The organism is Amycolatopsis sp. 2-15 (assembly GCF_030285625.1).
Classification (GTDB): Bacteria; Actinomycetota; Actinomycetes; order Mycobacteriales; family Pseudonocardiaceae; genus Amycolatopsis; species Amycolatopsis carbonis.
Genome location: NZ_CP127294.1, coordinates 3,370,353 through 3,389,343, shown reverse-complemented (window position 1 = coordinate 3,389,343; position 18,991 = coordinate 3,370,353). Strand labels below are relative to the sequence as shown.

At 70.3% G+C, this 18,991-nt stretch carries 17 protein-coding genes; 6 read left to right on the top strand and 11 right to left on the bottom strand.

Features of this window, described 5'->3' with window-relative positions; translation table 11 throughout:
• Positions 1-67: 67 nt before the first annotated feature.
• Entirely contained in the window at positions 68-466 is a 399-nt protein-coding gene (locus QRX50_RS16590) for a VOC family protein (protein ID WP_285972833.1), read from the bottom strand.
• A 30-nt stretch (positions 467-496) separates the two neighbouring features.
• Complete coding sequence (prmC, locus tag QRX50_RS16585; protein ID WP_285972832.1) at positions 497-1,363, bottom strand: peptide chain release factor N(5)-glutamine methyltransferase; 867 nt, start codon at positions 1,361-1,363, stop codon at positions 497-499.
• A gap of 215 nt (positions 1,364-1,578) precedes the next feature.
• Here prmC and QRX50_RS16580 point away from each other — a divergent pair, with 215 nt between their 5' ends.
• The 4 genes from QRX50_RS16580 (at position 1,579) to wsfD (ending at position 5,877) form a co-directional block, all read left to right on the top strand.
• Positions 1,579-2,643, top strand: a complete 1,065-nt coding sequence (locus QRX50_RS16580) for a glycosyltransferase (RefSeq protein WP_285972831.1) — start codon at positions 1,579-1,581, stop codon at positions 2,641-2,643.
• On the top strand, positions 2,643-3,080 hold the full coding sequence (locus tag QRX50_RS16575; RefSeq protein WP_285972830.1) for a GtrA family protein: 438 nt from the start codon (positions 2,643-2,645) through the stop codon (positions 3,078-3,080). The genes QRX50_RS16580 and QRX50_RS16575 overlap by 1 nt, the downstream gene beginning before the upstream one ends.
• Positions 3,077-4,339, top strand: a complete 1,263-nt coding sequence (locus QRX50_RS16570; protein WP_285972829.1) for a hypothetical protein — start codon at positions 3,077-3,079, stop codon at positions 4,337-4,339. Before QRX50_RS16575 ends, QRX50_RS16570 begins: the two co-directional genes overlap by 4 nt.
• A gap of 95 nt (positions 4,340-4,434) precedes the next feature.
• Entirely contained in the window at positions 4,435-5,877 is a 1,443-nt protein-coding gene (gene wsfD, locus QRX50_RS16565) for a glycan biosynthesis hexose transferase WsfD (RefSeq protein ID WP_285972828.1), read from the top strand.
• 33 nt (positions 5,878-5,910) lie between these two features.
• On the opposite strand, the gene prfA is transcribed toward wsfD, so the two are convergent.
• From prfA to argS, 8 genes are all read right to left on the bottom strand, one after another.
• Positions 5,911-6,981, bottom strand: coding sequence for a peptide chain release factor 1 (gene prfA / locus QRX50_RS16560; RefSeq protein ID WP_285972827.1), 1,071 nt, complete (start codon positions 6,979-6,981; stop codon positions 5,911-5,913).
• Positions 6,982-7,083: 102 nt separating this feature from the next.
• Positions 7,084-7,308 (bottom strand): 50S ribosomal protein L31, encoded by a 225-nt coding sequence (gene rpmE / locus QRX50_RS16555; protein ID WP_285972826.1) that lies wholly within the window; start codon positions 7,306-7,308, stop codon positions 7,084-7,086.
• A 219-nt stretch (positions 7,309-7,527) separates the two neighbouring features.
• Positions 7,528-9,573, bottom strand: a complete 2,046-nt coding sequence (gene rho / locus QRX50_RS16550) for a transcription termination factor Rho (RefSeq protein ID WP_285972825.1) — start codon at positions 9,571-9,573, stop codon at positions 7,528-7,530.
• Between the two features lie 418 nt (positions 9,574-9,991).
• Complete coding sequence (gene thrB / locus QRX50_RS16545; RefSeq protein WP_285972824.1) at positions 9,992-10,900, bottom strand: homoserine kinase; 909 nt, start codon at positions 10,898-10,900, stop codon at positions 9,992-9,994.
• Complete coding sequence (thrC, locus tag QRX50_RS16540) at positions 10,897-11,967, bottom strand: threonine synthase (protein WP_434533278.1); 1,071 nt, start codon at positions 11,965-11,967, stop codon at positions 10,897-10,899. Before thrC ends, thrB begins: the two co-directional genes overlap by 4 nt.
• A gap of 82 nt (positions 11,968-12,049) precedes the next feature.
• A complete protein-coding gene (locus QRX50_RS16535; protein ID WP_285972823.1) occupies positions 12,050-13,360 on the bottom strand; it encodes a homoserine dehydrogenase in 1,311 nt (436 codons plus the stop codon).
• Positions 13,361-13,402: 42 nt separating this feature from the next.
• Positions 13,403-14,833, bottom strand: a complete 1,431-nt coding sequence (gene lysA / locus QRX50_RS16530) for a diaminopimelate decarboxylase (RefSeq protein ID WP_285972822.1) — start codon at positions 14,831-14,833, stop codon at positions 13,403-13,405.
• A 3-nt stretch (positions 14,834-14,836) separates the two neighbouring features.
• Positions 14,837-16,501 carry an arginine--tRNA ligase gene (argS, locus tag QRX50_RS16525; protein ID WP_285972821.1) on the bottom strand — a complete coding sequence of 555 codons (1,665 nt, stop codon included), beginning with the start codon at positions 16,499-16,501 and terminating at the stop codon, positions 14,837-14,839.
• 182 nt (positions 16,502-16,683) lie between these two features.
• Between argS and QRX50_RS16520 the strand changes: the two genes are divergently transcribed.
• Both QRX50_RS16520 and QRX50_RS16515 read left to right on the top strand, forming a co-directional pair.
• Positions 16,684-17,568, top strand: a complete 885-nt coding sequence (locus QRX50_RS16520) for a thioredoxin-like domain-containing protein (RefSeq protein WP_285972820.1) — start codon at positions 16,684-16,686, stop codon at positions 17,566-17,568.
• 7 nt (positions 17,569-17,575) lie between these two features.
• Entirely contained in the window at positions 17,576-18,295 is a 720-nt protein-coding gene (locus QRX50_RS16515; protein ID WP_285972819.1) for a DUF305 domain-containing protein, read from the top strand.
• A 48-nt stretch (positions 18,296-18,343) separates the two neighbouring features.
• On the opposite strand, the gene QRX50_RS16510 is transcribed toward QRX50_RS16515, so the two are convergent.
• Positions 18,344-18,946, bottom strand: a complete 603-nt coding sequence (locus QRX50_RS16510) for a flavin reductase family protein (protein ID WP_285972818.1) — start codon at positions 18,944-18,946, stop codon at positions 18,344-18,346.
• Positions 18,947-18,991 lie beyond the last annotated feature (45 nt).

The window sequence follows — 18,991 nt, the reverse complement described above, 5'->3', positions numbered from 1 at the left end:
AATGTGTCGTTCGAACGGCAGACGGGGACGAGCCGGGCGGGCTTCGGGGCAGTCGCTCCAGGCCGGATCAGTCGGCGGCGCCGGGGCTGTCCACCGCGTCGACCCGGCGGCGGAGCAGGCAGAACTCGTTGCCCTCCGGGTCGGCCAGCACGTGCCAGGACTCCTCGCCCGTCTGCCCGACGTCGGCTGGGCGCGCGCCGGCAGCCAGCAGGCGTTCGAGCTCCGCGTCCTGGTCGCGGTCGGTGGGGTTGACGTCGAGGTGCAGCGGCAGTTTCCCGCGCTTGGGCTCGTCGCTGCGGCTGAGCACGAGGGTCGGCAGCGGCCCGCCGAAGCCGCCGGGCGGGCCGATCTCCAGGTCGGCGCCGTCCCAGCCGAGTTCGACGTAACCGAGGACCTCGCACCAGAAGTCCCCCAGGCGCTGGGGGTCGGCGCAGTCGATGACGAGTTCGGTGATCCGGCAGGCCATGCGCGAGAGACTACGGCGAACCGCACGGCTTCAGCCCAAGCGGCGGGCCGTGACGTAGCGGGCCCGGCCTGTGAAGTCGGGGTGGTCCTCGACGGCCGTGAGCACGCGGCGGGCCCGCACGAGCGCCGGGACGGCCGACCCGTGGGTGTCGTCATGCTCGATGGCCAGGCCGCCGCCGGGACGCAGCAGGCGGGCGCCGGCCGCGATGGCGTGGCGGATCACCGCCAGGCCGCTCTCCTCGGCGAACACCGCGCGTGCCGGGTCGTGCTCGGCGACCTCCGGGGGCACGGGCGTGCCTTCGGGGACGTACGGCGGGTTGCAAAGCACCAGGTCGACGAGGCCGTCGAGCTCGGCGAACATCGTCGGGTCGCCGATGTCACCCGAGTAGAGGCGCACGGGGGTGTCTCCGGCGTCGGAGTGCACGTCGGCGTTGTGCCGGGCCCAGGCGAGCGCCTGCGGGTCGACGTCCACGGCGTATACGACCGCGTCCGGCCGCTCGTGCGCCAGCGCCAGGGCCAGCGCGGCGGACCCGGTGCACAGGTCGACCACCACGGGGAACTCGCGGCCGTGGAGGAACTTCAGGCCCCAGTCCAGCAGCAGCTCGGTCTCCGGCCGCGGCACGAACACGCCGGGGCCCACGTTCACCGTGATGTTGCCCAGCGCGGCCCACCCGGTGAGGTACTGCAGCGGGATCCGCTTCGCGCGCTGCGCCACCAGCTGCCCGATCGCCTCGATCACCGGCGGGTCGACCAGCGGCACCATCGGCAACCGCCCGCGATCGACCCCGAGCACGTGCGCGGCGATCAGGTCCGCGTCCGTCCGCGGCGACTCCACGCCCGCCTCGGTGAGGATCCGGGTGGCCTCCATGATGGCCAGGCGCAGCGGCTGCCGATTCACAAGTCGTCCTTCACGTCGTCGAGCCTGGTGTCCAGCGTATCCACCCGGCGGCCCGCACCGGTGGCGCCGGGCCGCGAAGGCCGGCCGGGGCCTGTGACCAGGAGCGGGCGACGCGGGTGCCGGAACCCCTTTACCTGAGATCTCCTAAGATGCCGATGTTCCCCGGGCCGCGGATCATGGCCGTTCGCCCGCTTCTCCGAACAGCCGGAGCCCCAGTGCCGACGAGTCCTCTCACGCTGCCCCAGCGACGCCGGATCGCGTTCGTGTTCCCGATCTACAACGAAGAGGGGAACATCGACCTCCTGCACCGCACGGTCGCCGAGGTCACCGCTCCCCTGGCCGACCGCTACGACTTCAGCTTCCTCTACATCGACGACGGCAGCCGCGACACGTCGCTGGAGAAGCTCACCGAGTTGTCCCGGCGCGACGAGCGGGTGACCGTGATCGAGCTCGCGCGCAACTTCGGGCACCAGATGGCCGTGACCGCGGGCCTCGACCTGGTCGACGCCGACGCGACGATCATCATGGACAGCGACCTGCAGGACCCGCCGCGCGTCGCGCTCGAGCTGATCGAGCGGTGGGAAGAGGGCTACGACGTCGTCTACGCGCAGCGCCGCTCCCGGCAGGACAGCGCGTTCAAGAAGTTCACCGCCGGCGCGTTCTACTGGTTCCTGCGCAAGATGGCGGCCGTCGACATCCCCAAGAACACCGGCGACTTCCGGCTGATCGACCGCAAGGTCGTGGACGAGCTGCGCAAGTACCGCGAGCGCGACCGCTTCCTGCGCGGCCTGGTCTCCTACATCGGGTTCCGCCAGACCGCGGTGCTGTTCGACCGCGACAAGCGCCACGCGGGTGTCACCGGTTACCCGCTGCGCAAGATGCTGCGCTTCGCCGCCGACGGCATCCTCGGTTTCTCCGTCACGCCGCTGCGCATGATCAGCCGCCTCGGCTACCTGATCTCCGCGCTCAGCTTCGTCGGCGTGCTCTACGTGATCGGCGTGAAGCTGTTCGCGCCGTCGACCGCGGTGCCCGGCTGGGCGTTCATCACGATCGCGATGTTCTTCCTCGGCGGCATCCAGATCATCATGCTCGGCGTGCTCGGCAGCTACATCGGCCGCACGTACTCGCAGGTGCAGAACCGGCCGCTCTACGGCGTCGCCTCGGTGCGGACGGGTCTCGCCTCCGACGCTCGCGTCCCCTCGAACCCGGCCGGGCGCGGCGTGGACACAGTGGACACGGTCGACACCGTCGACCGTGTCCAGGCGGAGAGCAGGGCCTGATGAAGCTCCTCACCGCGCAGCAGATCCGCTTCGGTGTGGTAGGCATCGCCAACACGCTCGTCGACGCGGTCGGCTTCGCGTTGTTGTACTCCAGCGTCGGGCTGCCCCTGTTCGTCGCGAACCTGTGCTCGACGACCGCGGGCATGCTGCTGAGCTTCGTGCTCAACCGCAACTTCACCTTCCGCGCCCAGGACGGCGACGTCCGCAAGCAGGTGGTGCTGTTCTTCGCCAGCACCGCGTTCGGGCTGTGGGTGGTGCAGGCCGCGGTGATCTTCGCGGTCGGGTCGCTGCTGCCCCACGTGACCGTGCTCGTGCCGAAGTTCGCCGGCATCGCCGTGGGTCTGGTGTGGAACTACGTGCTCTACCAAAAGGTCGTCTTCCGGCAGCGGACCGCGGTCCCGGTTGCCGCCACCGAACCGCCGGGAGGCACGGTATGACCGCCACGGTGACCGCCGAGGAGCTCAGCTCCGAGGACGAGCCGAAGCAGCCCGTCGCTGCCTCGCGCGTGCCGCGCTGGCTCACAGGCGACTTCGCCCGCGTGCTGGCCGTGGTGCTCGCGTGGAACGTGGTGCTGATCGCGGTGGCGTGGCTGTTCGGGCCGTCGTCCCCGGTGAGCGAGGGCGTGCCGAAGACGGGCATCGGCTCGACGTGGAGCCTGCTCGCGCACACCTACCGCTGGGACGCCGGCAACTACGGCGACATCGCGCAGCACGCCTACACCAGCAGCTACGTGCCGCTGCGCGCGTTCTACCCGGTGTTCCCGATCTGCGTGTGGCTCGTGCAGACGATCAGCTTCCACCTGATCGGGATCCTCGTCGCGGGCTTCCTGGTGAACGTAGTCGCGACGTGGCTCGCGACCACGGCGCTGCTCAAGATCGCCCGCTTCTACTTCACCGGCGCCCGCGCCCAGTGGCTCGTGGTCGCCGCGTTCCTCACCGCGCCCACGGCGTTCTTCCTGCACTCGTTCTACAGCGAGGCGGTCTTCTGCGCGCTGGGCTTCTGGGCCTACCTGTTCGCGCTGCGGCGCCAGTGGCTGTGGATGGGCCTGTGCCTGATCCCGCTCACCGCCTCGCGGATCACCGCAGCCGTGTTCGTGGGCCTGTGCTTCCTGGAGTTCTGGCGCTCGAAGGACTGGCAGGTGCGCGGCCTGCTGAACTGGCGGCTGCTGTGGTTCCCCGCCGCGTTCCTCGGCCTCGGCGCGCACATGCTGTACATGAAGATCCAGACCGGCAGCGCCATGGCGAGCTTCAACGCGCTCAAGGGCGTGGCGACCTGGTCGTACCACAAGTTCAACCCGAACATCTTCGCCACCGGCTGGACCGAGGCGAAGCTGACGGCCCACGCCCTGCTCGGCGACATCCCGATGGACGGGTGGACGCTGATGAGCCACGTGCTGCCGACCATCGGGCTGGTGCTGCTGCTGGTGTCCTCTGTGTACATCTTCATCGCCTTGCGCGCCAAGGGAATCCCGCTCGCGGTGTTCGGCATCGCGTCGATCGTGATGCTGACGATCAACAACAACGTGGTGTCGGTACACCGCTACCTGCTGCCGTGCCTGGTGATGTACCTGTCGCTGGTGCTGTTCGCCGAACGCCGGCCGAAGCTGCGCGGCGTGGTCTACGGCGTGCTGTACGCGAACACGACGATCGGCGCGCTGATCTTCCTGCGTTTCGTGTCGGGGTACTGGGCCGGCTGACCGCGGGGCGCCCTGGTACGGCCTGGTGGCGGTGGCGGTGACCGGGGTGCCTGCACACGCTGCGCCCCGGCACCGCCCTGCCTACACTCGGCCGGGTGCGAACCAAAGACCTCCGCTTCGGTCTCGCGATCTTCGGCGCTTCCCTCGCCCTGCTCCTGGTCCGTTTCCTCGTCCCCAGACCCATCGGCATGGCCGACAACGGCGACGGCTGGCGGCTGCTCTGCAAACTCGGCGGCAAGCAGCTCGATCGCCCGTCGGAGGGCTTCGTCCGGTTCGGCTACGGCGCCGGGGTCCCCTGCACGAGCGACTACGTCTCGAGCCAGACCTGGCTCGACTGGCTCGCGAACAAAGCCGGTCATCTCTTCGGCTCGAGCGCCATCCTGAACCTGCTGGTACTCGGCGTCGGTACCTGCGTGCTCGTCGCGGTGGCCATCACCGCGACGGTCACCGGCCTCGACCTGGAGCGCCGCGGCAAGGTCGTCGCGACGGTCCTGCTGCTGCTCGTCATGGGCGACTCCGCGTTCTTCGGCTACTTCGCCTCCACGCTCAGCGAGGGCGCGGCCTTCCTCGGCATACTGCTGATCGCCGGCGGCCTCCTGCTGATGCACCGCGACCGCGCCCGGCGCTACGCCGGCGCCGTCATCACCGTCCTCGGTGGACTGATCGGCATCAACGCGAAGTCGCAGACCCTGTTGCTCATCCCCGTTTTCGTGCTCGTGGTGCTGCTGGTGAAGCCCAAGGGCGAGCGCGGCAAGGCCCGCTGGGCGCTGCCGCTCGCGGTGCTCGTGCTCGTGGGCGGCGGGACGCTCGCGGTGCAGTCACACGGCGACCCGGCCAACGCGGAGTACCGCGAGGCCAACGTGTACAACGCGATCTTCGACTCCATCGTGGACGGCAAGCACGACACGAACGCCGACCTGGCCGCACTCGGGCTTCCACAATCGTTCGCGAAGTACATCGGCACCGGCTGGTGGACCCCGGGCGCGGCCAGGACCGACCCGCTCTACCCGCGGTACCGCGACAAGATCAGCCGCCGCAACGTGCTGGCGTACTACGAGTCGCACCCCGTGCGCGTCGCGCAGATCCTGCAGCAGGGCGGTGTGAACACGCTCACCGCGCGCCCCGACAACCTCGGCAGCTTCGGTGAGCTCTCCGGCCAGCCGCGGCTGTCGAAGGAGTACCGCGTGCCAGTGTTCTCCGGGCTCGCCGCGCCGGCCGCGCCCATGGGGCTGTTCGTACTCGTTCCCCTGTGGCTGCTGATGATCTGGGCCGCGGTGCGCGCCTTCCGGCGCGGGCGGCGCGAGTACGGCCTCGTGGTGCTGATGCTGACGTTCTTCGCCATCGGGCAGCTCGGGCTGTCCGCGCTCGGCGAAGGCGTGGAAGGCGTGAAGCACCAGCTGCTCACGCTGTTCCCGACCGTGCTGGCGCTCGCGTTCGCGAGCCTCAGCCTGCTGCCGCGCGCCGAAGAGCCGCCGAAGCCGCAGGGAGAACGCGAGGACGACGAGCCGCTGACCGAGGAGATCGCGGCCGCCGTCTGAGGCGTCTGAGGCGTCTGAGGCGTCGGGACAGGCTCAGCCGGACTGCGCGGCCAGCCGCTCCTCGCGGTCGGCGGTCGCCAGGGCGTCGAGGACGCCGTCGAGGTCGCCGTCGAGGACCTGGTCGAGGTTGTAGGCCTTGTAGTTCACGCGGTGGTCCGAGATGCGGTTCTCGGGGAAGTTGTACGTGCGCACGCGCTCGGAGCGGTCGACGGTGCGGACCTGCGAGCGGCGGGCGTCCGAGGCCTTCGCGGCGGCCTCTTCCTCGGCGATGGCCTGCAGGCGGGCCTGCAGGACCTGCAGCGCGCGGGCGCGGTTCTGGATCTGGGACTTCTCGTTCTGGCACGAGACGACGATGCCGGTCGGCAGGTGCGTGATGCGCACGGCCGAGTCGGTGGTGTTCACGCTCTGGCCGCCGGGGCCGGAGGAGCGGAAGACGTCGATGCGCAGGTCATTGGGGTCGATCTCGACCTCGACCTCTTCGGGCTCCGGGTAGATCAGCACGCCGGCGGCGGACGTGTGGATGCGGCCCTGCGACTCGGTCGCCGGCACGCGCTGCACGCGGTGCACGCCGCCCTCGAACTTCAGGCGCGACCAGACGCCGTCGACGTCCGCGGTCTTGCTCTTGATCGACAGCGTGACGTCCTTGAAGCCGCCCAGGTCGGAGTCGGTGGAGTCGAGGACCTCGGCCTTCCAGCCGTGGCGCTCGGCGTAGCGCAGGTACATTCGCAGCAGGTCGCCCGCGAACAGCGCGGACTCCTCGCCGCCTTCGCCGGACTTGACCTCCATGACCACGTCGGTGCCGTCGTACGGGTCGCGCGGCAGCAGCAGCTCCGTGAGGCGGGACTCGAGGTCGGGGATCTTCGCGGCCAGCTCTTCGGCCTCTTCAGCGAACGCCGAGTCCTCGGCCGCCAGCTCCTTGGCCGCGGCGAGATCGTCGCGCGTCTGGTCGAGCTCACGCACGGCGCGCACGACGGGGCTCAGCTCCGCGTAGCGGCGGCCCAGCTTGCGGGCCTTGGCCTGGTCGGCGTGCACGGCCGGGTCCGCCAGCTGCTCTTCCAGCTGGGCGTGCTCGGCGAGCAGCCCCTTGAGCGAAGTCGAATCCACTTCCGCGCCTTCTTCCCGGCCTAGTACCACCAACGACAGAATTTCACCGACAGACAGCAAACGGCGCCCACTCGCACGTGCGAGTGGGCGCCGTGGGCGAAGCTACTTGGCGTCGTTCTTCTGCCGCTTGCCGTAGCGCTTCTCGAAGCGCGCAACCCGGCCACCGGTGTCCATGATCTTCTGCTTGCCGGTGTAGAACGGGTGGCAGTTCGAGCAGATCTCGACGTGGATCTCGCCGGAGTCCTTGGTGCTGCGGGTGGTGAAGCTGTTCCCGCAGTTACAGGTGACCTGAGTCGTCACGTACTCAGGGTGAATACCGCTCTTCATGGTGTCCTCTCTCGTTGGCCCCGGGTCCCCAGGAACGGGGTGAACCGGTGCCGGACTTCAGCGGGTCATTCTGCCAGACGGGCTGACGGTGAGTTCAACCAACCCTCCTGGCCTGGTATTCCTCGGCCCCGGCGCCGTCGGCCCCCAACGCCGTGAAGGGCACTTCGAGGGAACTGGGTCCCCTCGAAGTGCCCTTCACGGACGGTGAATCGGTGGAGCTCAGTCCTCGTCGTTCGCCCCGAGGGCCGTCTTCGAGACCTGCATGAGGAACTCGATGTTGGTCTTCGTCTTGCGCAGGCGCGAGATCAGCAGGTCGATGGCCTGCTGTGAGTCCAGCGCGTGGAGCACGCGGTGCAGCTTGTGCGTGACGGCGAGCTCGTCCGGCGAGAGCAGCAGCTCTTCCTTGCGGGTACCGGACGGGTTGACGTCGACCGCGGGGAACACGCGGCGCTCGGAGATCTTGCGGTCGAGCTTGAGCTCGGCGTTGCCGGTGCCCTTGAACTCCTCGAAGATCACCGTGTCCATCGTGGAGCCCGTCTCCACCATCGCCGTGGCGAAGATGGTGAGCGAGCCGCCGTTCTCGATGTTGCGCGCGGCACCCAGGAAACGCTTCGGCGGGTACAGCGCGGTCGAGTCGACACCACCGGACAGGATCCGGCCCGACGCGGGCGCGGCCAGGTTGTAGGCGCGGCCGAGGCGGGTGATCGAGTCGAGCAGCACCACCACGTCGTGGCCCATCTCGACCAGGCGCTTGGCGCGCTCGATCGAGAGCTCCGCGACCGAGGTGTGGTCGGCCGGCGGGCGGTCGAAGGTCGAGGCGATGACCTCGCCCTTCACGGACCGCTGCATGTCCGTGACCTCTTCCGGCCGCTCGTCGACCAGCACGACCATGAGGTGGGCCTCAGGGTTGTTCGTGGTGATCGCGTTGGCGATGTCCTGCATGATCGTGGTCTTACCGGCCTTCGGCGGGGACACGATCAGGGCGCGCTGCCCCTTGCCGACCGGCATGATCAGGTCGATCACGCGGGTGGTGAGCTTGTGCGACTCGGTCTCGAGACGCAGGCGCTCGTTGGGGTAGAGCGGGGTCAGCTTGGTGAAGTCGGGGCGGCGCTTGGCCTCGTCCGGCTCCAGGCCGTTGATCGAGTCGACGCGCACCAGCGGGTTGAACTTCTGCCGCTGCTGCTCGCCGTCCCGTGGCTGACGGACGACACCGGTGATGGCGTCACCGCGGCGCAGGCCGTACTTGCGGACCAGCGAGAGCGAGACGTACACGTCGTTCGGCCCGGCGAGGTAACCCGAGGTGCGCACGAACGCGTAGTTGTCGAGCACGTCCAGGATGCCGGCGACCGGCAGCAGGACGTCGTCCTCGCGGATCTCGGTGTCCGGCGAACCGCCTTCGGCGCGCCCGCCCCCGCTGCCCCGGCGACGGCGGTCGCGGAAGCGACGGCCGCGACGGCCGCCCTCCTCGTCGTCCTCCGGGCCCTGCGAACGGTTGTCCTGCTGGCCGCGGTTGCCGCTGTCCTGCTGGTTGTTGCGCTGGCGGTTGTCGCGGTTGTCCCGGTTGTCCGAGCCACCGCGGTTGTTGTCGCGGCCGCCCTGACGCTCAGCGCGGTCACCACGGTCCCCACGCTGTTCACGGTCACCACGCTGCTCACGGTCGCCACGCTGGCCACCGTCACGCTGCTGGCCACCGTCACGCTGCTCGCGCGGCTCACGCTGGCCGTCGGGCGCGCCCGCGGCCCGGTTCGAGCCGCGGCGGCGACGGCTGCGGCCGCCTTCCTCCTGCTGCCCGTCGGAGTTCTGCTGGCCGCCGTCGCGGTCCTGGCGCTCCTGCTGCGCGGGCTTCTCGGCCGGCGCCTCGGCTGCGGGAGCCGAACCGTTGGTCTCGGCCTGGGGAGCCGGCGCCGCCTCGGCGCTCGGGGTCTCCCCGCGCTTCTTCTCGGCCCGGGCCGGCTCTTCGGTCTTCGCGGCCTTCGAGGCCTTGGGAGCCGGAGCGTCGCCGACGCCGTCGAGCGGGAGAGTCTCCGCCGTCGCGGTGCGCTTCTTGGTCTTGCCCTGCCGCTCGCGGATCGCGGCGATCAGGTCACCCTTGCGCATCCCCGTGGTCTCGCCCACACCCAGTTCGCCCGCCAGCTGGCGGAGCTCGGCGATGACCATTCCGGAAAGGCCCCCGGTGCGGCGCTTCGGAGCGGCCGCGGCCCCATTCGTCTCAGCGGCCGCGGCGGGGGTCTCCACGTCGCCGCTCAACAGATCGGTGTTGCTCACACATGTCCTTCCTGACCGATCCACGCCTCCAGGTGGATCAGCGGACTGCCGCCGATCGCGTCTGATCGCGAAACGGCATTTGCTTCCGATGCGGGCGAGTCGCGCCTAGCCGTGCGGAACACAGCGAGAGCGTCGCCAGCACAGGATGTTTGCCTCCCCCAAACGGAGGAAACGGAATTCGGCACCGCGCCGAAACCGGAAACCCGCCTGCGTCCCTCCGCGTCCCGCTTGCCAGGCGGAGCGGATCTGGCGGATCGACGAAGGATGCGGACCGGAGGCTCGCGAGGAGCGAACAGGACCGGCATCGGGTGCGGAAACGCACGGTGATCGAACGCCCCCGAGGGTAGACCGCCCTGTGGGTAGGTGCAACAACCACCCCCCGCGTGGCGCACGTTCCGCCCGCCACGTGACCGGGGCTTTACTGAGCCGCAACCTGAACACCCGTCAGGTCCACGCCCAGCTCGGCGACGTCGAACCCGTCAACGTCGCATTCCGGCGGCAATATTCCCGTCGTGGTGAGGGCGAGCACCGTGGGACCGGCACCGGAGATCGTCGCCGCCACCCCGTGAGCACGGAGTGTGCGCACCAGCTCGGAGCTCGCGGGGTACGCGCTGGCGCGGTATTCCTGGTGCAGCCGGTCTTCGGTGGCGGCCAGCAGCAGCTCGGGTTTGGTCGTCATCGCGAGCACCGAAAGGGCCGTGCGGCCCGCGCTGTGCGCGGCGTCGGCGTGCGGAACGTGCTGGGGCAGCAGGCCGCGCGTGGCGTCGGTGGACGACTTCAGCGCCGGGATCGCCACCACCGGACGGATCTTGGTGCTGGGCTCCACACGTTCGGCGTGGAAGCGCCCGTTTTCGCACCACGCCACCACGAGCCCGCCGAGCAGGCTGGCGGCCGCGTTGTCCGCGTGGCCCTCGAACTCGGCCGCGAGCTGCAAAGCCTCGTCGTCGAGCGGAACGCCCGCCAGCGCGTAACCCAGCGCCACGCCGGACACCACGGCGGCGGCCGACGAACCGAGCCCGCGCGCGTGCGGGATCTTGTTGAAGCAGCGCAGGCGCAGGCCCGGCGGGCGCACGTCCAAGTGCGCGCACGCGCGGCGGATCGCCCGCACCACGAGGTGCGTCTCGTCGGTGGGGACATCGGCGACCCCGCCGGCGCCGGCGTCGACCACCTCGACCTTGAGGCCGTCCTCGGTCACCTGCAGCTCGACGACGTCGTGGCGCGCCAGGGCCAGGCCCAGCGCGTCGAATCCCGGGCCGAGGTTGGCCGTCGAACCCGGCACCACGGCCCGGAACGACGCGCCCACCGGCAGGCCCGAGGAGCCCGTCACCGCAGGTCCAGTGCGGCGGCGACCGCCGAAGGATCGACGGCCAGCGGCTCGACCTCGACGTTGCCCTCGAGCGCGGTCGCGGGGTCCTTGAGGCCGTGGCCGGTGACCGTGCACACGACCGTGCTGCCCTTCGGCAGCCGGCCGTCGGCGGCGGTGGCGAGCAGGCCGGCGACGCTCGTGGCCGACGCGGGCTCCACGAACACGCCCTCGCGCCCGGCCAGCAGGCGGTAGGCCTCGAGGATCTTCGCGTCGGTGATCGCCTCGAACAGGCCGGCCGACTCGTCCTTCGCCTTCACTGCACTGGCCCACGAAGCGGGGCTGCCGATGCGGATCGCCGTCGCGATGGTGTCCGGGTCGGACACCGGTTCGCCCAGCACGAGCGGCGCGGCGCCGGCCGCCTGGAAGCCGAACATCCGCGGCGTGTTCTTCACCACACCGTCTCCGGCGTACTCCGAATACCCGGCCCAGTAGGCGGTGATGTTGCCCGCGTTGCCCACCGGCAGGCAGTGGATGTCGGGCGCCTGGCCGAGCGCGTCGCAGACCTCGAACGCCGCGGTCTTCTGGCCCGCGATGCGCACCGGGTTCACGGAGTTCACCAGCGTCACGGGGTAGTCGGCCGCGGTCTTGCGCGCGAGTTCGAGGCAGTCGTCGAAGTTGCCGTCGACCTGCAGGATGCGCGCGCCGTGCAGCACGGCCTGCGCGAGCTTGCCCATCGCGATCTTGCCCTGCGGCACGAGCACCGCGCAGGTGAGCCCGGCGCGCGCCGCGTAGGCGGCCGCCGACGCCGACGTGTTGCCCGTCGACGCGCAGATCACGGCCTTGAGCCCGCTCGCCAGCGCGTGAGTGATGGCCACGGTCATGCCGCGGTCCTTGAACGAGCCGGTGGGGTTGGCGCCCTCCACCTTGAGGTACACCGTGCAGCCCGTGAGCTCCGACAGGTGCGCGGCGGGCAGCAGCGGGGTGTTGCCCTCGCCGAGCGTCACCACCTGCGCGCCGTCCGGCACAGGCACCCGGTCGCGGTACGCCTCGATGATCCCGGGCCAGGCAGTCAATCCGGCTGCATTCACGCCGCCACCTCAATTCGGAGTTGCACGCTCGTTACTGGTGAGGCGGCGGCGTGAATAGCGATGATTCGCTTGCAAGCTGCGCTCATTGGTCTTCGCCTTCCACGCGCATCACGCTCACGACTTGGCGCACGACATCGAGCTTCGCGATTTCGTCCACAGTGGACTGCAGCGCCGCGTCGGGCGCCAGGTGAGTGACCACCACGAGGCTCGCCGTGTCGTTGGCGTCGCGCTGGCGCACGGCGGCGATGCTCACGCCGTGGCCCGCGAACGCTTGCGCCACCTGGGCGAGCACGCCCGCGCGGTCGGCGACGTCGAGGCTCACGTGGTAGCGCGTGGGCGTCTGGCCCATCGGGCGCATCGGCAGCGCGGCGTGCGCCGACTCGCGCGGGCCGCGGCCGCCGACCACGCGGTTGCGGGCCACGGCGACGAGGTCGCCCAGCACCGCGCTCGCCGTGGGGGCACCGCCGGCGCCCTGGCCGTAGAACATCAGCTCGCCGGCCGCGTCGGCTTCCACGTACACGGCGTTGAACGCGCCGCTGACGCCCGCGAGCTGGTGGCTGCGCGGGATCATCACCGGGTGCACGCGCGCCGAGACGGACTCGGCGCCGTCGTCGGCCGTCACGCGCTCGCAGATGGCCAGGAGCTTCACCGTGCGGCCCAGCACGCGCGCGGCGACCAGGTCGGCCGCCGTGACGTCGGCGATGCCCTCACGGTGCACGTCCTTCGCCGTCACGCGCGTGTGGAACGCGAGCGAGGCGAGGATCGCGGCCTTGGACGCGGCGTCGTAGCCGTCGACGTCGGCGGTCGGGTCGGCCTCGGCGTACCCGAGGCGGCCGGCCTCGTCGAGCGTCTCGGCGTAGCCCGCGCCCGTGGTGTCCATGGCGGAGAGGATGTAGTTGGTGGTGCCGTTGACGATGCCCATCACGCGCGTGATGCGGTCGCCGGCCAGCGATTCGCGCAGCGGGCGCAGCAGCGGGATGGCGCCGGCCACGGCGGCCTCGAAGTACAGGTCGACACCCGCGGCGTCGGCGGCTTCGAACAGGTCCGCCGAGTGCTCGGCGAGCAGCGCCTTGTTGGCCGTGACCACGGCCTTGCCGGCGCTCAGCGCCGCGAGCAGCCAGCCGCGCACCGGCTCGATGCCGCCGACCAGCTCCACGACCACGTCGACGTCTTCGCGGACCACGAGCGCGGCCGCGTCGTCGGTCACCAGCTCCTGCGGCAGCTCGGGGTGCTTGTCGGGGCGGCGCACGGCGATGCCCGCCAGCTCCACCGCCGCCCCGGCGCGGGCCGCCAGCTCGTCCGCCTGCTCGGTGAGCAGCCGCACGACCTCACTGCCGACCGTGCCGCAGCCGAGGAGGGCGACCTTGATCGCTCGTCGGTCCGATGGAGACATGCCCGTCGGAGACACGCCTTTTGGAGACACTGTGGACACTTCTCAAACCTCCAGGCGCAGCATGTCGTCCGTCGTCTCCCGCCGCAGCAGCACGCGGGCGCTGCCGTTGCGCACGGCCACCACCGCCGGGCGCGGCTGCCGGTTGTACCCACTCGCCATCGAGTAGCAGTAGGCACCGGTCGCCGCGACGGCCAGCAGGTCGCCGGGAGCAAGAGTGTCGGGTAGCCAGCAGTCTCGGACGACGATGTCGCCGGATTCACAGTGTTTTCCCACGACTCGGGACAGAGTGGCGAGAACGGGCTCGTCACCTTCGCTCGCGGAGCGGGAAACCACCCGGCAGTCGTACACCGCGTCGTAGAGCGCCGTGCGGATGTTGTCACTCATGCCGCCGTCGACGCTCACGTAGCGGCGGGTGCTGTTGTCACCCAGGGCGACGTCCTTGATGGTGCCGACCTCGTACAGCGTGATGGTGCCCGGCCCGGCGATCGCGCGGCCCGGTTCGCCCGCGATGCGCGGCACGGGCAGGTCGGCGTACGCGCACTCCTTGCGGACGATCTCGCGGATCTGCGTGATCATTTGCGCGGGCGGCGGCGGGTTGTCCTTCTCGGTGTAGGCGATGCCGAAGCCACCGCCGAGGTCCACGAGGTTGAGCTGGTCGAGCAGCTCACGGCCGTGCTCCTTGGCCAGGTCGGCAAGCAGGCCGACCACCCGGCGGGCGGCGACCTCGAAGCCGTCGGCGTCGAAGATCTGCGAGCCGATGTGGCTGTGCAGGCCCACGAGCTTGAGCGACGGCGCGTTGAGCACGCGGCGCACGGCCTCGGCCGCGTCGCCGGAAGCCAGCGAGAAGCCGAACTTCTGGTCCTCGTGCGCGGTCGCGATGAACTCGTGCGTGTGGGCCTCGACGCCGACCGTCACGCGCACGAGCACCGCCTGCACGACCTCGCGGCGCGCGGCGATCTCGGCCAGGCGGGCGATCTCGTAGTACGAGTCGACGACCACGGTGCCGACGCCGGCCTCGACCGCCGCGTCGAGCTCCGCGAGCGACTTGTTGTTGCCGTGGAAGGTGATCCGCTCGGCCGGGAAGTTCGCGCGCTGCGCCACGGCGAGCTCGCCGCCGCTGCACACGTCGAGGCTCAGGCCCTGTTCGGCCACCCAGCGGGCGATCTCGATGGACAGGAACGCCTTCGACGCGTAGTGCACCAGCGCCGGGTCGTCGAACGCCTCGGCGTAGTCGGCGCACCGGGACTTGAAGTCGGCCTCGTCGACCACGAACAGCGGCGTGCCGTAGGTCTCGGCGAGGTCGCGCACGTCCATGCCGGCAATGCGCACGATGCCGTCGCCGGCGCGATAAGTGTTGCGCGGCCACACTTTCGCGGGCAGCTTGTCGAGCTCTTCGGCGCTCGCGGGCGGGAACCCGGAGGCGTCGGCATGGGGGTAGACGTCGGCGTGGCGAGGGCCCGCGGGGTGCGCCATTTCTTACATCCGTTCCGGAGCTGAGACACCGAGCAAGGACAGGCCGTTCGCCAGCACCTGGCGCGCGGCCTCGCACAGCGCGAGCCGTGCGAACGTGAGCGGGGTGGCCTCTTCGTCACCCTGTGGCAGAACCCGTCCCACCGTGTAGAACTTGTGGTACGCGCCGGCCAGCTCCTCGAGGTAGCGGGCGATGCGGTGTGGTTCCCGCATCTCGGCGGCGCGGCGGACGGTGGCGGGGAACTCGCCGATGGTGCGGATCAGTTCGCCCTCGGCGGGAAGAGTCAGTAGTCCGAAATCGACGTTCGCGGCGTCCTTTTCGGACTTCAGCCCGAGGTCGGCGGCGTTGCGCTGCAAGGAAGACAGCCGGGCGTGCGCGTACTGCACGTAGTAGACCGGGTTGTCGTTGCTGTGCTTGCGCAGCAGGTCGAGGTCCACGTCCAAAGTGGAGTCGACGGAGTAGCGGATCAGCTCGTAGCGCGCCGGGTCGACGCCCACGGCCTCCACGAGGTCCTCCATCGTGATCACGGTGCCCGCGCGCTTGGACATGCGCACCGGCTTGCCGTCGCTCACGAGGTTCACCATCTGGCCGATGAGGACCTCGACGGTGTCCGGGTCGTCGCCGAACGCGGCCGCGGCGGCCTTGAGGCGCGCGATGTAGCCGTGGTGGTCGGCGCCGAGCATGTAGATGCACAGGTCGAAGCCGCGGTTGCGCTTGTCCTTGAAGTAGGCGAGGTCGCCGGCGATGTAGGCCGGGTTGCCGTCCTTCTTGATGACGACGCGGTCCTTGTCGTCGCCGTACTCACTGGACTTGAGCCACCAGGCGCCGTCGGCGAAGTAGAGGTTGCCGGAGTCCTTGAGCTGCTGCACGGCGGCGTCGACCGCGCCGGACTCGTGCAGCGAGTTCTCGTGGAAGTACACGTCGAAGTCGGTGCCGAACTCGTGCAGGCTCTGGCGGATCTCGGTGAACATGAGCTCGATGCCGACGCGGCGGAACGTCTCGTGCCGCTCGGCCTCTGGCAGCGACAGCGCGCTGGGCTCCTGCTTGAGAACCTCGGCGGCGATGTCGTTGATGTAGCCGCCGGCGTAGCCGTCCTCGGGAGCGGGCTCGCCCTTGGCCGCGGCGATCAGGGACCGGACGAACCGGTCGATCTGGGCGCCGGCGTCGTTGAAGTAGTACTCGCGCGTGACGTCGCCGCCCTGCGCGGCCAGCACCCGGCCCAGCGCGTCGCCGACCGCGGCCCAGCGGGTGCCGCCGAGGTGGATCGGGCCGGTCGGGTTGGCGGAGACGAACTCGAGGTTGATCTTGCGGCCGGTGAGCGCGTCGCCGCGGCCGTAGGCCTCACCCGCGGCGAGCACCTGGCGCACGACCTCGCCCTGCGCGCCGGCGGCGAGGCGGAAGTTGAGGAACCCCGGACCGGCAACCTCGGCCGCGGTCACACCGTCGGCGGCCGCCACGACCTCCGCCAGCGCCTCGGCGAACTCCCGCGGCTGGAAGCCGGCCTTCTTGGCCACCTGGAGCGCGAGGTTCGTCGCGTAGTCGCCATGATCGGGGTTACGCGGGCGTTCGATGGTCACCTGCTCCGGCAGCACGGCGGCGTCGACGCCTCGGGCGTCGAGCACCTGCACGGCGGAGGCGCGGACCAGGTCGGCGAGAGCGGCGGGAGTCACTCGCCGAATTCTAGGTGTGCCCAGGTCGGACGCTTACGCCGGTCCGACCTGCGGTTGCCCGCGTCACCCGGGAGTGATCGTGAGAGGCGTTCACGGTGATCAGACGCCAGGTCTCTACACTGGCCGACGGGCAGGGTCCGTCCGGATCCCTCCATCATCTCACGAGGAGATCGCGGCAAACCATGGCGAAAGGGACAACCAGTAAGAAGGGGACGTCCGCCGGCAAGTCCGCGAACGCGGTGAAAGCCGCGCGCGGCAAGTCCGTCGTCGGCAAGAAGGGCACTCCGTGGGGCACCATCGTCGGTGTCGTCGTGGTGGTGGCCCTCCTGGCCAGCGTCGTCACCTATTACATGGTCAAATCCGCTCCGCAGCGCGACCAGAAGTCCCGCGAGGAGGCGGCCTCGTCGTTCGCACCGACGGCCACCAACCCGGACCCGTCCAAGAAGATCCCGGGCGTGATCACCGCGACCTACACCGGTTCGGTGCACGTGCTGCCCACCGAGCGCGTGGCGTATGACCACAGCCCGCCCTTCGGCGGACCGCACGACGGCAACTGGGCGGCCTGCAACGGCGTCGTCTACCCGACCGCGGTGCGCACCGAGAACATGGTCCACACGCTGGAGCACGGCGCCATCTGGATCGCCTACAACCCGGACCTCGTCAAGGGTGACCAGGTGGACCTGCTGGCCGCTCGCGTCAAGGGCAAGACCTACATCTCGATGTCGCCCTACCCCGGCCTGGACAAGCCGATCTCGCTGCAGTCGTGGGGCCACCAGCTCAAGCTGGACAAGGCCGACGACCCGCGCATCGACGAGTTCATCGCCGCGCTGCGGACGAACCCCAACGGCGTGTACCCCGAGATCGGCGCCTCGTGCGACGCGCTCGGCCCGGGCCAGTTCGACCCGAGCAACCCGCCGCCGTTCGACCCGAGCAAGCCGGGCCCCGACGCGAAGCCGATGAACTACGGCGGCAGCTCCGGCGCCGTGCCGGAGGGCGGTATGCAGCAGGGCGCCCCGGGCCAGCCCAGCGCGCCCGTGACCGCGCCGTCGGCCCCGGCGGGACAGTGATCTCACGGTGAGCACCGAAGCCGACTTCGAACCGGACGTCGACGAGCCCGGCGAGCGCCCCACGTGGTCCCGCTGGGTCGTCATCGGCGGGTCGATGCTCGCCGTGCTGCTCATCGGCGTGGCGATCGGCGTGTTCGCCTCGCGGCTCACCGACGGCAGCGACGCTGCGCCGGCGACCCCCGGCGCGGGTTCGGTCGAGGTCGGCTTCGCGCAGGATATGTCGACGCACCACCTGCAGGCCGTAACCATGGCCAACTGGGCCCGTGACCACAGCACGGACCCGGAGGTGCGGCAGCTCGCGTTCGACATCGAGTCGTCGCAGACCGAGCAGGTCGGGCGCATGAAGGGCTGGCTCATGCTGTGGGACCAGCCTGAGCAGGCGCCCGGCGCGTACATGACGTGGATGACCGAGCCGATGGGCCATGCGGGCATGCAGATGCCCACCAGCTCGCCGGCCAACGGCGCCCCGATGCCGGGCATGGCCACCGACGCGGAGATCGCCAAGCTGCGCTCGCTCACCGGCCGCGCGATGGACGTCGACTTCCTCCAGCTCATGCTGCGCCACCACAAGGGCGGCACGGCGATGGCGGAGTACGCGCAGGACCACTCGAACCTGCCGGCGCTGAAAGCGTTGTGCCGCAGCATCCTCGTGTCGCAGGGCGCGGAGATCAACCAGATGAAGCTGATGTTGCAGGCGCGCGGGGCGGCTCCGCTTCCCGCGTCCTGAGGTAGTTCTTTCCGGGGGCCGCTCCTTCTTGGGGTGGCCCCCTTTTTATTACCGGTTCCAGTCGGCGAACCGGATGCGCGAAATCTCCTTGACGTCGCCGACGGTGCCCCACTCGTCGCCGCCGAGGCGCGCCAGCGGCCGCAGCCGCCCGATCACGGGGTGGTCGCCGTCGAGCATCTCCTCGGCCACCGCGACGTGCACGACGCGGCCGAACACCACCGTCGACGTGCCGAACCCGACCGTGCTGTGCAGCTCGCACTCGAACGCCACCGGCGACTGCGCCACCCGCGGCGGCTTGACTTTCGTGCTGGGCTCGCGCGTGAGGCCCGCGGCGTCGAACTCGCTGTGGTCGGGCGGGAAGTCGGTGCCCGTGTCGTTGATCTTCTCGAACAGGTGCTCCGGCGCGAGGTTCACCACGAACTGCCCGGTGGCCTCGACGTTGCGCAACGTGTCCTTGCGCCCGACCGACGTGAACTGCAGCACCGGCGGCGCGGCCGAGGCCACCGTGAAGAACGAGTGCGGTGCGAGGTTGTCGACGCCGCTCGCCGAGGTGCTCGACACCCACGCGATCGGCCGCGGCACCACGGTGGCGGTCAGCAGCCGGTAGAAGGCGAACGGGGCGACGTCGGCGGGATCGAAGTCCTTGCGCATGGCCATTGGTCTACCAGGTCGCCGCTAAGCTGCCGAACGCCGATC